This is a genomic window from Nocardiopsis sp. iso_25, from assembly GCF_056173305.1.
In genome coordinates this window covers 3,024,986-3,043,048 of record NZ_CM149667.1, presented here as the reverse complement: position 1 = coordinate 3,043,048, position 18,063 = coordinate 3,024,986, and the positions used below count along the sequence as shown (strand labels likewise).

Below are 18,063 nucleotides of genomic sequence, written 5' to 3'. Positions count from 1 at the left end.
GGCCAGGACGCACCGGGCCCAGGATGATCCGGTGCAGACCCGAGAGACCACACTCGACCTCGGCCACGAGGCCCTGGCCGCGCTGGACTTCGGCGGCGCGGGTGCCCCGGTCCTCCTCGTACACGGCAGCGGGCACAACGCGGCCGCCTGGACGGACGTGGCGGCCCACCTGACTGACCGCTGCCGGGTCGTCGCCGTCGACCTGCGCGGACACGGCCGTACCAGGACCGACTCCCACGACGCGGAACAGTACTGGCGCGACCTCGCCGGCGCGGTCCGGGCCCTCGGCTGGGAGGACCCCGTCCTGGTCGAGCACTCGCTGGGCGGTTACGCCGTCACCGCCGTGGCCGCCAGCGGGCTGGTCCGCCCCGCCGCGGTGTGCGTCGTCGACGGGCTCGTCCTCAACACCCGCGAGGAGGCCGTGGCCAACCAGGAGCGGTGGACCACACCCGAGGCGATGGAGCGGGTCCGTGCCCGGTTCGGCTACGGGTGGTCCGCCTCCCCCGAACAGGCGCGCGAGTACATCGAGCGCGGTGTGCGGGAGGCCCCCGGGGACGAACTCAACAAGGACTGTCGCCCCGGCCTGGTACGCGGCGTGCTGGAGCGCTCCTTCAGCAGGGACCAGCACACGTGGCTGCGGCGTCCGCCCGCCGAGCAGATCGCGGTGATCAGCGCCCCCGCGCCGGACGCGGCCGTCTACCCCAGCGTGGACGTCTACGAGCGCCTCACCTGCCCGCTCACGGTCGTCCTTCCCGACCGGGGCTTCTACGCCGCGCGCCGCGACGAGGTGCGGGCCGTCGTCGCCGCCCGCCCGGAACGGACGCTCGTGGAGATGCGCGCGCACCACAACGTGCCCATGGCCCGCCCGCGGGAACTCGCCCACGTCATCTGGGACACCGTGCGCGCCCGACCCACCGCATAACCGGAGGACACCTGTGGCACACCGCCTCCAGCAGCGTTCCGTACGCGAGTACCCCGTGGCCGCGCAGGGCTCCGGACCGTACGGCCTCACCGCCGGGTCCGACGGTTCGCTGTGGGCCACGCTCGTCCACGACGGCCGGATCGCCCGCATGGCACCGGACGGCTCCGTCACCCTGTACCCGCTGGACTCGGCCGCGTGCGCGCCCTCGATCATCACCACGGGCCCGGACCGCGCGGTCTGGTTCACCCGTACCAAGGACGGCAGGATCGGCCGCGTCACCGCGGACGGCGGGACCGACTCCTTCGCCCTGCCGACCCCTGACGCCCAGCCCTTCGGCATCACGAGCGGGCCCGACGGGGCGCTGTGGTTCACCGAGATGAACGCCGACCGTGTCGGTCGTATCACCACCGACGGGGAGGTCGCCGAGTTCCCCCTGCCGACGAGGGGAGGGTTCCCGTCGTTCATCGCCTCCGGGCCCGACGGAGCCCTGTACTTCACCCTCAACCAGGCCGACGCCGTCGGCCGCGTCACCGTCGGCGGGGACGTGACCCTTCATCCCCTCCCGACCAGCCAGGCGGGGCCCGTCGGTATCACCGCGGGTCCGGACGGCGCCCTGTGGTTCGTGGAGACCGCCGCGGGCCAGATCGGTCGCCTCACCGCGGACGGGCGTATCCGGGAGTTCCCCCTCCCCCGGCGCGACTCGCGCCCCCACACCATCGCCGCCGACCCCGCGGGCGGCTGCTGGTTCACCGAGTGGGGCGCGAACCGCGTCGGGCACATCACGGAGGAGGGCGACATCGACCTGTTCGACCTACCCGCGCCCTCCCGTGAGCCCCATGGCGTCGCGGTCACCGCGGACGGAACGGTCTGGGTCGCCCTGGAGACCGGCAGTATCGCCTCCCTGGCGCGGTGAGGCCCCGCGACTCGGCGCTCACGCCGGTTCGCGGTCCCCGGTCACCGGCGTCCCCGCCGCACGGGCCGGTTCGGCGGGCCGCGCCGCCGGGCCGGGGGCCGGTGCGATGGCGAGCATGACCGGGACCAGGGCGATGAGCCCCAGGCCGAACCATCCCGCGCCGGTCAGCGTCTCCCCGACGACCAGGACCGCCAGGAGCGCCGCGACCGCGGGTTCGCTCAACGTGACCGTGGTGGCCGTGCTCGCCGAGACCCGGGTCAGGCCGAAGCCGAAGAAGAGGTAGCCCAGGAACATGGGCACCAGCGCCATGTAGGCGGCCACCGCGAAGGCCTGCCCGGAGGCCACCAGGGGGGCGCTGGTGAGCGCGAGCACCGGCATGAGCAGCAGGCCGCCGCAGCCGAAGACCGCCCCCATGGACGCCGCCCGGTCGATGCCGCGCCCCATGAGGGTGTGCGCCGCCCAGGAGAACGCGGCGTAGGTGAGGCCCGCCACCAGCCCGAGCGCGACACCGGCCGCCGTCCCGCCCGGCGAGGCGGCGGGTGCGGCCGTGTTGGACACGCACAGCAGCACGCCGCCGACGATGCCCACCGCTGCGGCCAGCATCCACCACCGGCTCAGCGGTGTGCGCTGGACCACCAGCTCCAGCAGGCCGGAGGCCAGCGGTGCCGACGCCAGGGACACCACGGTGCCCACCGCCACCCCCGCCAGGTGCATCGAGCCGTAGAACGCCAGGGGGTAGACGCCCACGGCCAGGGCTCCCACCGCCACCAGGGGCAGGTTGTCCCGCAGACGGGAACGGGCCGCCGCCAGCGCGGGCAGGGCGATCAGCGCCTGGAGCAGGCCGCCGATCCCCAGGGCGGCCGAGCCGATGGCCAGGGGCCCGGCCTGCGGGGCGAAGGTCGCCGCGGTTCCGGTGGTGCCCCACAGGACGGAGGTGACCGTGATGGCCGCGATGCCCAGCGAACGGTGGCGGTTCACAGCGCGTCCACCAGGGCCGCGGCGATCGCGCGAGCCTCCTGGAGGCGGTCCGGCGCTCCCTCCAGCCCGGCCCGGGCCATGGAGCCCTCCAGCAGGAAGGAGCAGTGCCGGGCGGTGCGCGCCGCCGTGTCGGGGTCGGTGATCCGCTCCAGGTGCCCGGTCACGAGCGCCTCGACCTGCTCCTTGTGCTCGCGCACCCGCGCTCTGCCCGGTGCGCCCGCGGGGAGTTCGGCCGCGGCGTTGAGCAGCCCGCAGCCGCGGAACCCGTGCTCGTAGGCGGCCGAGGCGTGGTCGACGTAGGCGTCGAACACCGCCAGGACCCCCTCCCGGGGAGTGTCGGCCCCTTCCAGGCGGCGCCGGTACAGGTCGAGCCACTCCCGGTGCCGTTCCTGGAGGTAGGCCAGCGTCAGCTCCTCCTTGGAGGAGAAGTTGTTGTACAGGCTCATCTTGGCCACACCGGCCTCGGCGGTGACCGCGTCGATGCCGGTGGCGGTCATGCCGTGGGCGTAGAACAACCGCGCCGCCGCGCCGAGCAGCTTCTCCCGGGCCGAGCCCGCACGCGGCCGGGCCTCCTCGACGTTGGCCATGGTGCACCTCCGGTGTCGTATTTAGGTAGACCAGTCTACCTATATCTGACGGCGGACCTCTCCAGCGGGCCCGGCGCCCCGCTCGCCGGGGGCGTGCGGGGCGCTCAGGGATCCCCTGGCCCGGGCCGGGGCCCGCTCACACCCCGGCGCGCTCCGCTCCCTCCCGGAACACGCGGCCGAACACCAGGGGCGCGGCCAGCAGCAGGACACCTCCCACCGCGAAGGGCGCCGGGAGCCCGAGCCCTCCCAGGAGGCCGCCGGTGAGGACCCCCAGGAGAACGGAGGACTGGGCCAAGATCATGCGGGCCATGGACGCGCGTCCCAGGATCGGCTCCGGCGTCACCGCCTGGAGGATGGAGCCCGCGCTCACCGCGATCGTCGTCGCCGCCAGGCCGAACACGCCGAGTGCGAGGGCTCCCACGACGACGCCGGGAAGGAGTCCCATGGTCAGCAGGGCCCCGCCCCCGAGGAGGTGGGCCGTGATGAGCAGGGGCCCGTGGCCGCACCACCGCCCCAACGGGGCGCACAGGAACGAGGCCGCCAGCGCCCCCACCGGGGACAGCATCGTGTAGACCCCGAACAGCGCCTCCGGGACGCCGAGGGTCCGGGTGATGTAGAGGACGAGGATGGCCGACGCCCCGCCGGTGGCGAGCCCGGAGACGGCGGCGGCCGCGGCGAACCCCCGTTGGACGCGGTCGTCCCTGACGAACCGGAGCCCCTCCAGCGCCTCGCGGGTCAGTGAGTGGCGCTCCGTGTCCGGCGCCCGCCCGCCCTCCACCCCCTTCCTCTCCCCGCCGGGGGAGCGCACCGCGGCGGGCACGGCGAGCAGGAACAGCGCCCCCACCAGGTACACCCCCGCGTTGAACAGCAGCGCCGTCCCCGCGGAGAGGGCGAACAGCAGTCCCGCGAGCGGGCCGCCGAGGAAGTCCGAGGCCACCACACGCGTCCCCTGAAGGCGGCTGTTGGCCGTGACCAGGAGGCCGCGCGCCACCAGCACGGGCAGCAGCGCCCGGGCCGAGCCGTCGTGGAAGACCTCGCAGACCGCCAGGGCGAAGACGAACAGGCACAGCCCCCAGACGGGGACCGGACCGAACCAGGAGACCACCGCCAGCACACCGAGCAGCACGCAGCGCACGACGTTGCCGACGACCATGGCGCGGCGCTTGTCGATCCGGTCGATCAGCGCCCCGGCGTGGAGGCCGAACAGCAGCCAGGGCGTGTAGGCCGCCGCGGTCAGCATCGAGACCGCGAGTGGGTCGGAGGTCAGGGCGGCGGCCATGAGCGGGAAGAGGGTCAACAGGACGCCGTCGCCGAGGTTGGCCGACGTGTGTCCGACCCAGAAGCGGTGGAAGGCTCCCCCCAGTCCCACTACCGACGGGGTGTCCCCGGCCTGTGAGGAGTCGGTGCCCATGCGCCTACTCGAACCTGGCCCTGCGGTATCCCTCCACGCTCATCGGCGGGTGGGTGAGAACCGCTTCCCCGTCGGCGTCCACGGCGGGGACACCGGCGGAGAGGACGTACAGCGCGGTCTCCCGGACCCCGTCGACGCCCAGCAGCTCCTCGACTGCCGAGTCGTTGAAGGCGGCGGTCTGGAAGGGGCCCAGCCCCAGCGCCGTCGCCGTCAGGGCGAAGGTCTGGCCGAGGTGCCCGGCGTTCATCAGCATGACCCGGTAGGCGCGGGGGTGGCGGTACTTGAAGCTCAGACGTGAGACGACCGAGGTCAGGACCACGGAGAAGGGCGCCTCACCCACCCCTGACTGCGAGTCGCACGCCAGGGTCAGGCGGTCCCGGAACCCGCCTTCCCGGAGCAGTTCCAGGGAATGCTCCCGGACGTTGTAGTGGTAGGTCCCCGGAGCGATTCCGGCCACGTCGGTGACGACCGCGTACGCCTCCAGTTCGTGCCGGGCGCCGCCGGAGGGGCTGGTGCGCAGCATGAGGGCGCCGAACTGCTCGGCGTCGATGAAGTCCTTCGCTCCGAAGGTCATCGCCATGAGGGTCGAGAAGACCTCGCGCCTGACGGGCGCGTCGACGAAGTCCCGGTGGGTCCTCCTGCGGTAGAGGACCTCGCGGTAGGAGTGCCCGGGGTCCTTCTGGTGACGGGGGAGGAAGATCCTGTCCGCGTCCCTGTACTCCTTGAACACGGGGGGAGAAGGGTCCTTCGTGAGTTCCTCCCGGACCTCGTCGGTGCTCTCCGTGAAAGGGACGTCCCTGGTGGAGAAGTGGAATGAGACCCCCTCCTTCCCCCAGGGCGCCCAGGCATCGAAACCCCCCGACCCGGTTCCGGCCTCGCCCTGTTCCCCGGATTCGAGGAAACCGAGGGCGGCAAGGGAGGAAACCGCGCTTTCCAGGACGTCCTCCTCCAGCCCCAGGTCCTGCGCGACATCGGAGACGGATCGCAACTCGGAAAAACTGTGGAGAACGCTCACGGTGATCGGTTCGGTGCTGATCCTGGCCTTCGTCAGCGGGTTCTTGACGAAGAAACCGGACGCGTCCCAGAAGCATTCGAGGTGCTTGGCCGACCTGTACTTCACAGTACCGCTCCCTGTAAGACGAGGAGGTCGGCCCCGCCGAGGGGCCGACCTCCTCCGGCCACGTGCTAGCTGGCGCTGAACACGATGATAATGGTGATCTCTTCGACGGACTCGATCTTGATCATGGTCTTCTCCTTAGCTGTTGGATCCACGATCCAACGGGGGGATTTCCGCAGTCAGTCCGCGGAATCTGTACGCCTGGCGACGTACAGAGCCTTGGGGTGTTTCCCGTTGTCCAGGCCCTCCTCCAGCGCTCCCGCGTGGAAGCCCCGGACGCAGACGAACTCCAGACCGGCGGAGGCGATGCCTTCGAGGATGCGCTCATGCGTCAGGTGACGCAGCCGGTGCCGCGTGATGGAGCGTTCCCACAGTTCACCGCCCCGCACCCGAGCGAAGGAGTCCGCCTCCAGGTCGATGGATCCGCCGGGAACGAAACCGGTCGGCGCCAGCGGTGAGAAGGCGATGAACCCGTCGTCGGAACGGCGGATGTTGGGAGCCTGGGAGAGCACGCGGAAGGACAGCTCGGTGTTCACTTCCACGACCAGGAGTCCGGCGGGCACCAGCACCCGCGCGGCCTCGGCGAAGGCCGCGTCAAGCTCCTCGTCCCCCGAGAGGTAGTGGAACGCCTCGCCCGCGGAGACCACGGCGTCGAATCTCCCGGACGGCAGGGGGAGATCCGCCAACCCTCCCACGAGGAAATCGATCCCCCGCATCTCCTCTTTGCCCTCCGCTACCGACACCATCGCGGGAGAGAGGTCGACTCCGGTTACCCTGTATCCGTTCTTATGGAGTTCCACAGAACTGTTTCCGGTGCCGCAGCCGAGATCGGCCAGCCTTTCTCCGGGAGCGTCGAATTCTTTCAGGAGGTCACTGAACAGGTTCATCCATCGGTAGTAGTCAGGAGTTCTCGATGTCGCGTCGTATTGACTGGCAAGCTCTTCATAGGCTTCCAGGGGAGACGCCGAGGGGGGATGATCGGAAATCTTCGGCCTCCAAATTCAACCCTCAGGTGATTGAGTAGAAATTATGGCAGGGGAAGTACCCCGTCAAGAGTCTGGTCAGATACGGACATCAGTGGTAAGGCAGTACTCCTAAACCGGGGAGAACCGGCGGGGAACAACCAGGTCACCGAGGTTTTCGCAGAGGGATAACGGGTTCGCGCGGACGGGAGCGAGAGACCCGAAAGAAGCGATGGGGGCCTTGCGGGGACCCGGTGGGCGCGGTCTCGGAAACGCCGTTCCCTCCCGGTCCGCCGAGGAACGGGGCGTCCGGGTCGTCGGAGGTCCTCGCGGCGTGGTCATGCCGGACGGGTCCGGGCGGGTGTGCGCACGTGCGGGACGGAGGCCCCGGTTCCGGCCCCCTTTTCCGGGCGGCCGCCGCTTCAGCCGCCGGTCGGGGCCGCCGGAACGCGGATCGCGAGCAGGGCGGCGTCGTCGTCGTTGCCGCTCGGCCGTGCGCGCTCCAGCAGCTGGTCGGCGAAGGAGTTCAGGGGTCGGTGCGCGAGGGAGGCCGCGTGCTGGCGCATGCGGCTGAGGCCCGTGTCCAGTGACTGCCCCCGGGCTTCGATCAGGCCGTCCGTGTAGAACACGAGCGTCGATCCCGGAGGCAGGACGATGCGCGCGTCGGCGCGCGGTCGCGCCATCCCCGTGCCGAGCAGGACCCCGCTTCCCTCTTCGAGGTAGCGGGTGATGCCGTCGTGGTGGACGAGCAGGGGCGGGGGATGCCCGGCGCTCGACCACAGCAGTTCCCACCGTCCGGCCTCGTCGACCGTCAGGTGGGCCAGGACGAGGGTCGCCATGTGGACGTCGCTGATGCGCTCCAGGGCCTGGTCCATGCGTTCGAGCGTGCGGTGGGGGGACTGCTCCCGGGCCCAGGTGTAGGCCCGGAGCATGTTGCGGAGCTGGGCCATCCCGGCCGCCGCGTCCAGGTCGTGGCCGACGACGTCACCGATGACCAGGGCCGTGTCGCCGTTGGGCAGGGGGAAGGCGTCGTACCAGTCGCCGCCGACGTGCGAGACGTCCGGTGCGGGCAGGTACCGGGCGGTCATCTCCACTCCCGACAGCCGTGGGAGCTGGGGCAGCAGGTAGCGCTGCATGGTCTCGGCGACCTGGCGCTGGCGCTGGTGGTGGCGCGCGTTCTCCAGGGCCAGGCCGACGCGCCGGGCGATGTCCTCCAGAAGGGCGAGGTCGTCGCGGGTGAAGGGGTGCTGCGAGCCCGTGCGCCCCAGGGTCAGAGCGCCCAGCACCTCACGGGGCCCGCGGACGGGGGCGATGGCCGCGGTGTTGATGCCCGTCGCCTCGAACAGCCTGCGCTGTTCCACCGCGATACCGGTGTCGGGCGGACCGGCGTAGATCTCACGGTCGACGAGGGTGGAGGCGGCGCCCCGCAGTGCCTTGGACAGGGGCATGCTGGAGGTTTCGGGCACCGGGGGCATCGGACCCTGTAGGTCCTCGCGCACCGTGGGCCTGCCCTGGTCCGCCTGGACTACCAGGGAGCGGAAGACCTCGTCGCCTTCGGTGATCAGGTCGATGATCGCCCAGTCCGCGAGGCGTGGAAGCATCAGCTCCACCACCCGGAGCAGGGACTTCTCCACGTCCACGTTGTTGATCAGGTGTGCGGTGGTGTCGGCCAGCAGGGCCAGCCGCTCCGTTTCCGACAGTGTCCGGCGGGGGAAGGCGGTTCGCTCGGGGTTCCCCCCGTCCTGTTCGACGGCCTGGAAGAAGACCAGTTCCGCGATCCGGGAACCGTCGGGCTCACAGGGGACGGCGGACCACGACACGGGGAGGAGCGTGCCGTCGCCGCGCTCGAACCAGGACTCCCCAGCGCGGGGGAAGGGGCCGGAGGGTCTCCCGTGGGAGGCGTCGTCCGCCTCCTCGACGGCCTTCCGGCCCCGGGCGTCCCGGTGCAGCGATCGGACGTCGTGCCCGAGCATCTCGTCCGCCGATCGGGCCAGCAGGCGCAGAGCGGTGGCGTTGACCGCGACCAGGCGGTCCCCCTCGTCGACGGCGTACACGCCCGCGTTCACGCGGTCCAGCGCCTCCATGAGGAAGCGGTGCCGATCCGACGGACCGGCCGAACCGCTGTAAGTACCAGAACCATCGCCCACAGCGGCTCCTTGTCTCGCGGGCCCGCCCGCACGCGCCCCGGCCGGGGCGGGCACACCCGGTGCGTGTCCGCCATGCCCGCGCAGGGCCGTCAGGCCGGAAACGCTCGTGTCCGTTCGAGGAGCGGGACGAGTCCCGCGGCGGCCGGTACCGGCGGGGCTCCGGCGCCGGGGGCTCTTCGCCTGCACCGGCCCGCAGCGGACACGACCACCTCGGACAACGTACACCAGGGCATCTGAGCGCGATGGCCTCGCCTCGCCCCGGCGTGCGGGGGCGAGCCCGGGGGCACCGGTCCGCCTGAGGGGTCGGGGTCGAGGCGGGCCCGGGGACGGGCGAGGGCACCGGACCGCCGACCGCGGGGCGGGCCCGTCGCGGGCCCGCCACGCCGCTCACGCCGCGGACCACTCCCGCGGGCGGGCCCGGACGAAGTCGGCGAAGGCGCGGGGCGGGCGGCCGGTCAGGCGCTGGACCGTGTCCGTGACGAAGTCCTCGCTGCCCCCGGCGATGTCGGCGTCCACCCGGACCAGCGCCGAGGCGAAGGGCTCGGGCATGCCCGCGTCCAGGTTGCGCCGGACCAGTTCGGCCGCCGGGGCGGGCGTGTGGCGCACCGGCCGACCGGCGGCCCCGGCGATGACCGCCGCCGCCCGCGCGTACCCGAACGACTCCGGACCGGTGAGCACGTGTTCGTCGGCCACCGGCCCCGGCGCCAGGAGGAGCTGCGCCGCGACGGCCGCGATGTCGGCGGCGTCGATCCACCCCAGCTTCCCCTCGCCGGTCGCCGAGCGGATCTCGCCGCGCTCGCGGATGCCCGCCGCCACCGGGTGCGCCCCGGTGAAGTTCTGCATGAACCCCGACGGACGCAGCACCGCCCACTCCGGGAAGGGCCGCACGGCCTCGCCCAGCTCCGCGACGCCGGAGGCCTCGGACAGCCGCGCCAGCGAACCGAGCAGCACCACGCGCCGCACCCCGGCGGCCCGGGCCGCCTCCAGGAACGGCCCGGCCGTCGGCATGGGGTCCAGCGTCATCGGCGGCGGCACCAGGTACAGGGCCCGCGCGCCGTCGAGTGCCCCGGCGTGCGTTTCGGGGTCAGCCCAGTCGAAGGGCACGCCGCCGGGGCCGGGCCCGCGGCTGGCAACGCGCACGTGCGCGCCGCGGGCCCGCAGCGCCTCGGTGAGGGGGCGGCCGGTGTTGCCCGTGCCGCCGGTGACGAGGATGCTCATGTCTTCGGTCCCTTCGGATGTTCGGTCCGTCTGCGTCTGCTTCGTCCGGCCCGTGTCGTTCGGTCCGTCCTCCGCCACACTGGCGGGGTTCACCGCGCGGGGGAACGGCCGCGTCGTCCCCGGACCAGTGGTCCGTGGTTGGCCGACCGCGCGCGTGGCAGGCTGGAGGCGTGGACAAACGAGAACTCGGCGGATTCCTGCGCGCCCGCCGCGAGGCCCTGCGCCCGGCCGACGTCGGCCTGCCCGAGACCGCGCGCGGGCGCGTGCGGCGCACACCGGGACTGCGGCGCGAGGAGGTCGCCGACCTGGCCGGGGTCTCGGTGAACTACTACGAGCGGCTGGAGCAGGCCCGGGCTCCGCGCCCGTCACCGCAGGTCATCGACGCGATCGGGCGGGCCCTGGCGCTGTCGGAGACGGAGCGGGCGCACCTGTCACGGCTCGCCGGGCACGCGCCGCCCGCACGGCCCGGCCCGGCCGAACAGGTCCCCTCGGGGGTGCTCGCCCTGCTGGAGCGGCTCGGCCCGGTCGCCGCCTACGTCTGCGACGCCCGCCACGACGTCCTGGCCTGGAACGGCCTGGCGTCCGCGCTGATCACGGACTTCGCCGCGCTGGCCCCGGCCGAGCGCAATGTGCTGCGGCTGTCCATGCGCCTGGGCGGAACGGTGTGTTCGGCGCCGCCGGAGTCGGCGGGCGGGTTCGAGGCGCAGACGGCGGCCCAGACGCGCGAGGCGCTGGCCCGCCGCCCGCACGACTCCGCGCTGCGGCGGCTGGTCGGCGAGTTCGCCGAGCGCGATCCCGGGTTCGCGGCGCAGTGGCGGCGGCACGACGTGCGTCCGCGTGCGACGCTGCGCAAGCGCGTGCACCACGGCGAACTCGGCGTGCTCGACCTGGACTGCCAGACCCTGGCCGTGCCGGGCACCGAGCTGCGTGTGGTCGTGTTCAGCGCGGAGCCGGGCACCCTGGACCACGACAAGCTCACCCGCCTCCAGCTCGGCCTCGCGGTCCCCGAGCCCTCGTCACGGCCCTAGGGTCTGCTCTGAGTTTGATCACACTCCGTGCCCTGGGAGTCTCACGCTCTGAGGGTGCTGTCATCCATCCGCCTCACGAACACGGCCTATGGCCGGTGCCCTCCCCACACCTGCGCCCAACGCCTGGACATGTCATGGCCGGTTATTCTTTGCGTCGCTACAGCGGCGGCAAGGGCGCTGGTGGGCTAGGGTTCAGCCGGAGGAGCAGGCGAGGGAGCCGGGTCGTCAGGCAAGTAGGGTGCGTAGCTGGAGTGCCTCAAACCCGGGCCGAAATGTGTCGAATGCTTCCGAGACCGGCATGTTCTCGATAATCTTGCTACCAGAAGCAAGGCCGATGTCGGCCTTGCTTCTGGTAGCAAGATCAACTTCGAGGAGAGGCCCGAAACCCACCCCCGGGAACTCAGGCAGTAAGGCCCCCAGCAGATCCCCACATAGGCCAACTTCGAGCACCGTGGCCGGGACCAGCGGGACACACCCAGGACCCAGGGACTAATAGCCTTCGCTGCCGCTGTTGTGTCGGGGGACATGACCAGTCGCGACACTAAAAGCGTTCCACGCAAGCTCGAGGAACCCGCCACCTCTCGCTGCCGCTTTTCGTCGCAAGGAATGACCAGCCGCGACACAGCCAGACGTTACGCACAGGATCAATACACCTAGGTTCTGGTGTGGTCAGTCAGGGCTGGGACTCGCGCCGCTGGGATAAGCACGATCAGTAGTGGGGAACGTGGCACGAGCAAGGTCGCATTCGGCGGCAGGGCAGATGACCGGATATCTCTACCAGTGCGAGCTTGCTCTGCTCGAGCTCGCCCGTCGCAGCTGGCAGGACCCGACTGCCGAGGTCCGCATGGAACTCCTCGACGACATCGAGTTCCTCGACCAGGGCAAGGCGCCGCGGGAACTCCTGCAGGCCAAGCACCGCGAAGCCGCTGGCCCGCTGAGTGAGACCGGGAAAGACTTCTGGCGTTCGGTTGGATCCTGGATCGACGCCCTCAAAGAGCTCTCAGAGCCCTCAGGCGCCGCCATGCCCATCCTGCGCCTCGTCTCGACCCAGACCGCACTACCGGGCACCTTCTTCCACTACCTCAGCGCTGGCCCGGACAGAGACGAAGCCGAGGCGTTGCAGCGCATGGAGCAGACCGCCAACGACGAGAAAGGACCCGACACCACCGTCGAGGACCGCCGACTGTTCATGAGCCTTACCCCAGCCCGGCGCCAGGAGCTCGTCAGCGCCATCACCGTCAACGGCGGCGCCCCGCTGATGTCAGACCTCGACCCTAGCCTGGCCAAGGAACTGGGGATCACGCCGAGCGACCACGCTCAGGACGCCCTCGAGGAGATCAAAGGGTGGTGGTACGGCGTGGCGGTCAAACTCCTGGAACGTAAGAACCCTCAGCGTAAACGCGCCTCCGCCAGCGCCCAGGAACTCATGTGCCGCCGCGACGAGGTCACCGGCCGCTACACCGGCAAACATCTGCCGATCACCGAAACCCTGCGCAATCTTACCGAGACCGAGATCGCCGGTTACAGCGACCGCCTGGTCGTCACTCAGATGCGGTGGATCGGCCTTCCCGACGACGAAGTCGCGATGTACCTGCGCGACTACCATCTCGCCCGGGCACAGCGCTCCGAATGGCTACGCACCTTCAAGATCACCCCGGAACGGCTTGAAGAATACGAAGGCGAACTGCACTACGAGTGGGAGACAGCCTTCCGCCGCCGCACCCGGCGCATCCCCGCCGACGCGAGCGAAGAAGCACGCCAGGACATCGGTCAGGAAATCCTGGACGCCACCATGGACCGCGTCGCTGACACCCCGCTGCGCCCTGGCACAGTCACCGCACCCTGGGTCGGCAAAGGAAGCACCCACGGCCTGTCCGACCAGGCCGACACCGCCACGCCCCAGCGGCAACTCGGCTGGCACCCCGACTACCAAGACCGCTGCAAGAGCCCCGACGAAGCGCAGGAACAGTGACGACCGACTCCCACCGCAACGTGTCGGAGGCACAGGCGCTGTTCAACCCCGCCTTCGGTGCCTACCTCCTGGCCAGCGCCGTCAACACCGCAACAAAAAGAGCGCATCAACCCCTGCCCTGGCCCAGCGCGTTCCTGATCCTGCCCCTCGTCCTGCCCACAGACACACGAGAATCCCTGCCAAACAAGTCCACCGTCACACTCACCGCCTGGGCCAACGACCACCCGCGCCTCCAAGCTGCATTCGCCGAACGCGCCGCAGCACTCACCACTTACACCCGCGCTAGCTTGCGCACCGCCATGCGCCACCACGCCATAGACGTCACTCCAGCCGGACTGACCTGCCCCCGCGCCCCCAAACCCCCGTCCGCCGCCCCTGGCGAGGAAGTCGCCGACTGCGCCCGCGCAGCTGCACTCGTCGGCCGTTGGCTCGCCGTAACTGACCCCACCCGAGCCTTCACGACCCTCGGCGTCCGACCCTGACCCGCCCCTACAAAGGAGCCCCAAGACCGTCATGCAGCTGCTCGCCCTGGCCCTGTACCACCGAGACGGCAGGAAAACCCCAAGGCTCCTGCGGTTCCGCCCCGGGGCTCTCAACATCCTCACCGGCGAGTCCGAAACCGGTAAGTCCGAAGTTCTCGCCATCGTCGACTACTGCCTCGGGCGCCGCGCCCCCAACCTGCCAGACGACCTGATCGACCAGACCGTCGGCTGGTACGCCCTCCTGGTCACCTTTTCGGACACCTCGCGCATGGTCTTGGCCCGGCCCCGCCCGACCGGAGCCTCCACCCAGAACGCCTTCATCCGCACCGGCGACACCACGCTCGAAATCCCACGTTCCGACGAACTTGTCACCAACTCCAACGCCGCGGCTCTGCGCAGCGAAATCAGCGCGCGCCTGGGGATCGAGGACTTCCGCTTCCAGCCACCCACCGGCGCCGCCCGCAGCGCCTTCGACGTCTCCATCGCCCAAGCGGCCCTGCTCTGCTTCCAGAACCAGAACGAGATCGCCGACCAGACGGCTCTGTTCCACCGCCAGACCGAGTCCGGCATGGCACAGGCGCTCAAAGACACCCTGCCGTACTTTCTCGGGGCAGCCGGCCCCGAACAAGCACTACGCCGCCACCGTCTTGGCGAAGCCCAGCGAACCCAGCGCGCAGCACAGCGGAAACTCGAAGACGCCCTGCGTCACCAGCAGGCCATGGACGCAAACGGCCTAGCCCTCGTACGCCTCGCGGAGGCAGAAGGCCTCCTCACTGACGTCCCCGCAGCCCCCGAGAACGCACAGGTATTCGACCTTCTCCACCAGGCCCTGGCCACCGCGCCCCAGACCGCGGCCCCACTCGACATACGCGACCGGCGCCAAGAACTCAACGACGAACGCCGCGTCCTTCGCGAACAGCTCCAGGACTTCGACGAGGCACTGGCCGCAGTCGACCGCTGGCAGCAGCAGGGCCGCGCGTTCACAGGCGAACTCCACCTTCAACTCGACCGCCTCAAAACGCTCGAGCTTCTCGGCCCTGAACGCCATCACAACACCAGCGTGTGCCCCATGTGTACCCAGCCCCTGCCACACCCCGACCCCACCGCACAGGACATCTCCGAGCTGACCGACCATCTCGCACAAGAACTTGCCCAGGCGCAGACCCTCCAGCCCGTCCGGGAAGAACACCGACTTGCTCTGCAGACCGAACGCGCCGCCGTGGCCGAACAGCTCAGGCTGAATGGCACCCAACTCAGAGAACTCCTCGCCAGCGACGAACGTATGAGCCGCCTGCAGGAATACAACCTGCGAGTCGCTCACGTCCAAGGCCGCATCTCCGAAGCACTCACCCGCACAGGCACAAACGACGACATCACCCGCTTGCGCCACAACCTCGCCCTCGCCGAAGAGCACACGACCACGCTCGAACAGCTCGTCGATGAAGACAATGTAGCAGCCGAGACCGAGCGCCGTCTCGCCACCATCGCCATCGGCATGACTGCCTGGGCCAAGCAGCTCAACCTTGGAGGCGCAGCAGGCGCCACCGAAGTGGCCATCAGCCTCAAGCTCCTCAACGTTGTCCTCAGACGACCCTCCGGACGGCTGCCCCTCACGCGTATCGGCAGCGCCAAGAACCACATCGGTTACCACCTGGTCGCCCACCTCGCCTTGCACACCTACTTGCGACGCAACAACCGGCCCGTTCCCGGGTTCCTCATGCTTGACCAGCCGACCCAGGCCTTCTTCCCGGAAAAGCCCCGCGATGCCTCCACCATCGAAGACGCCGACTGGACAACCGTCACCGCCTACTTCCAACTCCTCAACGACGTCGTCCGGCTCAACAACGGAGCGTTCCAGATCATCGTCTGCGACCACGCGAACCTGCCCGAAGACTGGTTCCAGGAAGCCGTGATCGGCAACTGGCGTCCCGACGCCGAAGGTAATCGCACCGCGCTGATTCCGTTGGAGTGGCTCGGCTGAGGTTGCTGGCACAGCCGATCCCGGCGTGCCGGGAACCACACCCCGCTAGTAGTACTTCGTTAAGTCTATGATTTCGCGGTCTGGTTCCGCCATCATGGACCCGTGGACCTGACCGCTGTAGAAGAACTCCGTGAGGACCTCGACGCGTTCTGCGCCGAGGTCCTCGCCTCCATCCCCCGTAAGGACTCCCGGGCCTGGGGCAGCTGCTACCTGCGCGGATTAATGCTGGACGGGCGACGCAAGTCCATCCAACCCATGGCCGAGCGCCTGCCCGACGGCAACATGCAAGCGCTGCAGCAGTTCGTGGGCCAGTCCCCCTGGGACCACGTCCCCGTCCAACGCCGCGTGGCCACCAAGGCCAGCCGGGCCATCGATCCGGATGCGTGGGTGATCGATGACTCCGGTATCCCCAAAGCGGGCACCGAGTCGGTGGGAGCGGCCCACCAGTGGTGCGGCGCCCTGGGCAAGCAGGCGGTGTGCCAGAGCGCGGTCAGCTTGCACGCGGTCACCGACACCGCGTCGGTGCCGCTGAACTGGCGGCTCTACCTGCCCAAGGAGTGGGCCAACCCCGCCGATGAGCGCCGCGCCAAAACGGGTGTGCCCGAGCAGGTGGGCCACCGGGAGAAGTGGCGGCTGGCCCTGGACATGGTGGATCAGGCCCGCTCCTGGGGGCTTGAGGACCAGGTGGTGGTGGCCGATGCGGGGTACGGGCAGATCCACGGCTTCCGGCAGGGTCTGGCCGAGCGCGGTTTGGACTACGTGGTCGCGGTACGCGGTGATCTCAACGCCCACCCCGGTGGGGTGGTGCCCCAGGCACCCGAGCGGCCTGGTCCGGGTCCGCGTCTGCCGCGCTATCGGACCCCGGCCCGGACGCTGAAGGAGTTGGCGCTGGAGCGGGGGCGTGGGGCCTTGCGCCGGTGCACCTGGCGGCAGGGCTCACGTGGGGCGATGCGGGGCCGGTTCCTGGTCATGGACGTGCGTTTGGCGGGTAAGTCCGCCCGCGAGGCGGCTCTGGCCCGGGCAGGAGGCCGGGGTGGTTGGGACGGGGTGCTGCCCGCTCAGACGCTGATCGCCCAGTGGCCCCCGTATGAGCAGGCGCCGACCGATTACTGGTTGACCAGCCTGGATACGAAGACCGCGCTACGGCATCTGGTGCGGTTGGCCAAGATCCGGTGGCGGATCGAGCACGACTACCGCGAGCTCAAGCACGGTCTGGGGTTGGATCACTACGAGGGACGGACCTGGCGGGGCTGGCACCACCACGTCACGCTGGTCAGCGCGGCCCAAGCGTTCCTGACCCTGCGGAGGCTGGACCCAAAAAGTCGGACGTCGGTCTGAGTCTGTACCAGGTGTTGGAGGAGCTCCAACGGGTGCTGCTGTGCTGGACCGGCGTGTGCCACACCTGTCACCGACCACTCGCACAGCAGCACCCACCCGACACAAGTTAACGAAGTACTACTAGATCGTTGATGGGAAATGTGTGTCCTGGCCAGTGGTCGTAGGCCATCATCGATCGCTTGACCGGGGCACCGATTCCCCAGTTGTGTCAGATCACCGCGTTCAACGCGCAGATGCGCTGACACACACGAGCCCAGAGCCCCTCAACCATGCGTGCAGCGTGTGGTTCCAACCCGAACTGGTTCTTCAACACCCAGATGATCGCTTCGATCCTTTGCCGCAACCACCCCGGAAACACCCGTCCTGGCACGGCCCCGCCGCAGGCGGTTGCGCGTGCAGCAGGTGCAGCGCCTGCTTGCGCTCGTCCAGCTCCTTGGGGTGGGCCAGGGAGAACAAGCACACCGGTCCCTCGGCGGTGGTGGTCAGCATGAGCTTTGCGCCCCAGTAGAACGCGTGGTGAGACTTGTCCATCCCATAGCCAGCGATCTCACCCAAACCGGAGCGGTTGACGGTGACCCGCGAGGCCCCGCACCGCACCGGGGTACCGTCCATTAACCTCAAGTTCTCGTGCCGGGTGAGGGTCGCCCGGTTGAGCCAGTGGGCGGCCAGGAGCAAGGTCGGAGCCAAGGCGTGTAGGCAGCGGTTGTACTCGGACTGGGTGGGCAGGCGCAGGAAGAGATGGCCGATACGGGCCGATGCGACCCGTATCCAGTGCCGTTCGGAGTCATGGCGCAGCAGGACTTGGGCGATGACGACACAGACAAGTTCAGCGTCGGTGAGCAGGCAGGGGGCCGCCCCGGTGGGGTTGATCCGTTGAAGGGAGCACATGGTCGTCCAGATGGACGTAGAGTGCTGTCAGAAGGGCGTCAAGGTTGGTCGTCACACACCGATCCTCGACGCCCTTCGTCATGGGCGCAGCAGGTTCAGAGATTCCCCATCAACGATCT

Annotated in this window: 14 protein-coding genes and 1 pseudogene; 7 read left to right on the top strand and 8 right to left on the bottom strand. The window is 70.0% G+C overall.

Annotation, left to right across the window (positions count from 1 at the left end):
- Positions 1 to 31 precede the first annotated feature (31 nt).
- Together AC0VX6_RS13150 and AC0VX6_RS13145 are read left to right on the top strand one after the other, a co-directional pair.
- Positions 32 to 922, top strand: coding sequence for an alpha/beta fold hydrolase (locus AC0VX6_RS13150; protein WP_475468919.1), 891 nt, complete (start codon positions 32 to 34; stop codon positions 920 to 922).
- Between the two features lie 13 nt (positions 923 to 935).
- Positions 936 to 1,835, top strand: a complete 900-nt coding sequence (locus tag AC0VX6_RS13145) for a Vgb family protein (protein WP_475468917.1) — start codon at positions 936 to 938, stop codon at positions 1,833 to 1,835.
- An 18-nt stretch (positions 1,836 to 1,853) separates the two neighbouring features.
- Here the strand turns inward: AC0VX6_RS13145 and AC0VX6_RS13140 are convergent, their stop codons facing one another.
- The 7 genes from AC0VX6_RS13140 to AC0VX6_RS13110 all read right to left on the bottom strand — a co-directional run bounded on the left by AC0VX6_RS13140 (position 1,854) and on the right by AC0VX6_RS13110 (position 10,255).
- Complete coding sequence (locus tag AC0VX6_RS13140; RefSeq protein ID WP_475468915.1) at positions 1,854 to 2,813, bottom strand: EamA family transporter; 960 nt, start codon at positions 2,811 to 2,813, stop codon at positions 1,854 to 1,856.
- The gene (locus AC0VX6_RS13135) at positions 2,810 to 3,400 is read right to left on the bottom strand and encodes a TetR/AcrR family transcriptional regulator (RefSeq protein WP_475468914.1); all 591 of its coding nucleotides are present in this window, start codon (positions 3,398 to 3,400) and stop codon (positions 2,810 to 2,812) included. Before AC0VX6_RS13135 ends, AC0VX6_RS13140 begins: the two co-directional genes overlap by 4 nt.
- A gap of 136 nt (positions 3,401 to 3,536) precedes the next feature.
- Entirely contained in the window at positions 3,537 to 4,811 is a 1,275-nt protein-coding gene (locus tag AC0VX6_RS13130; protein ID WP_475468912.1) for an MFS transporter, read from the bottom strand.
- A 4-nt stretch (positions 4,812 to 4,815) separates the two neighbouring features.
- Positions 4,816 to 5,931, bottom strand: coding sequence for a SagB/ThcOx family dehydrogenase (locus AC0VX6_RS13125; RefSeq protein ID WP_475468910.1), 1,116 nt, complete (start codon positions 5,929 to 5,931; stop codon positions 4,816 to 4,818).
- A gap of 176 nt (positions 5,932 to 6,107) precedes the next feature.
- Positions 6,108 to 6,815 carry a class I SAM-dependent methyltransferase gene (locus AC0VX6_RS13120; protein WP_475468909.1) on the bottom strand — a complete coding sequence of 236 codons (708 nt, stop codon included), beginning with the start codon at positions 6,813 to 6,815 and terminating at the stop codon, positions 6,108 to 6,110.
- A 497-nt stretch (positions 6,816 to 7,312) separates the two neighbouring features.
- The gene (locus AC0VX6_RS13115) at positions 7,313 to 9,037 is read right to left on the bottom strand and encodes a SpoIIE family protein phosphatase (RefSeq protein WP_475468907.1); all 1,725 of its coding nucleotides are present in this window, start codon (positions 9,035 to 9,037) and stop codon (positions 7,313 to 7,315) included.
- Positions 9,038 to 9,424: 387 nt separating this feature from the next.
- Positions 9,425 to 10,255: a Rossmann-fold NAD(P)-binding domain-containing protein gene (locus tag AC0VX6_RS13110; RefSeq protein ID WP_475468906.1), complete on the bottom strand. Its 831-nt coding sequence runs from the start codon at positions 10,253 to 10,255 to the stop codon at positions 9,425 to 9,427.
- A 170-nt stretch (positions 10,256 to 10,425) separates the two neighbouring features.
- On the opposite strand from AC0VX6_RS13110, the gene AC0VX6_RS13105 reads away from it, so the two are divergent.
- The 5 genes from AC0VX6_RS13105 to AC0VX6_RS13085 all read left to right on the top strand — a co-directional run bounded on the left by AC0VX6_RS13105 (position 10,426) and on the right by AC0VX6_RS13085 (position 17,056).
- Positions 10,426 to 11,283, top strand: a complete 858-nt coding sequence (locus AC0VX6_RS13105) for a helix-turn-helix transcriptional regulator (protein ID WP_475468904.1) — start codon at positions 10,426 to 10,428, stop codon at positions 11,281 to 11,283.
- Positions 11,284 to 12,043: 760 nt separating this feature from the next.
- On the top strand, positions 12,044 to 13,255 hold the full coding sequence (locus tag AC0VX6_RS13100) for an ABC-three component system protein (protein WP_475468902.1): 1,212 nt from the start codon (positions 12,044 to 12,046) through the stop codon (positions 13,253 to 13,255).
- The gene (locus tag AC0VX6_RS13095; protein WP_475468900.1) at positions 13,252 to 13,737 is read left to right on the top strand and encodes a three component ABC system middle component; all 486 of its coding nucleotides are present in this window, start codon (positions 13,252 to 13,254) and stop codon (positions 13,735 to 13,737) included. The genes AC0VX6_RS13100 and AC0VX6_RS13095 overlap by 4 nt, the downstream gene beginning before the upstream one ends.
- A gap of 31 nt (positions 13,738 to 13,768) precedes the next feature.
- Complete coding sequence (locus AC0VX6_RS13090; RefSeq protein WP_475468898.1) at positions 13,769 to 15,718, top strand: DUF3732 domain-containing protein; 1,950 nt, start codon at positions 13,769 to 13,771, stop codon at positions 15,716 to 15,718.
- Positions 15,719 to 15,820: 102 nt separating this feature from the next.
- Entirely contained in the window at positions 15,821 to 17,056 is a 1,236-nt protein-coding gene (locus tag AC0VX6_RS13085) for an IS701 family transposase (protein WP_475464928.1), read from the top strand.
- A gap of 208 nt (positions 17,057 to 17,264) precedes the next feature.
- Here AC0VX6_RS13085 and AC0VX6_RS13080 read toward each other — a convergent pair.
- Positions 17,265 to 17,999, bottom strand: a pseudogene (locus AC0VX6_RS13080) (transposase family protein).
- Between the last annotated feature and the right edge of the window lie 64 nt (positions 18,000 to 18,063).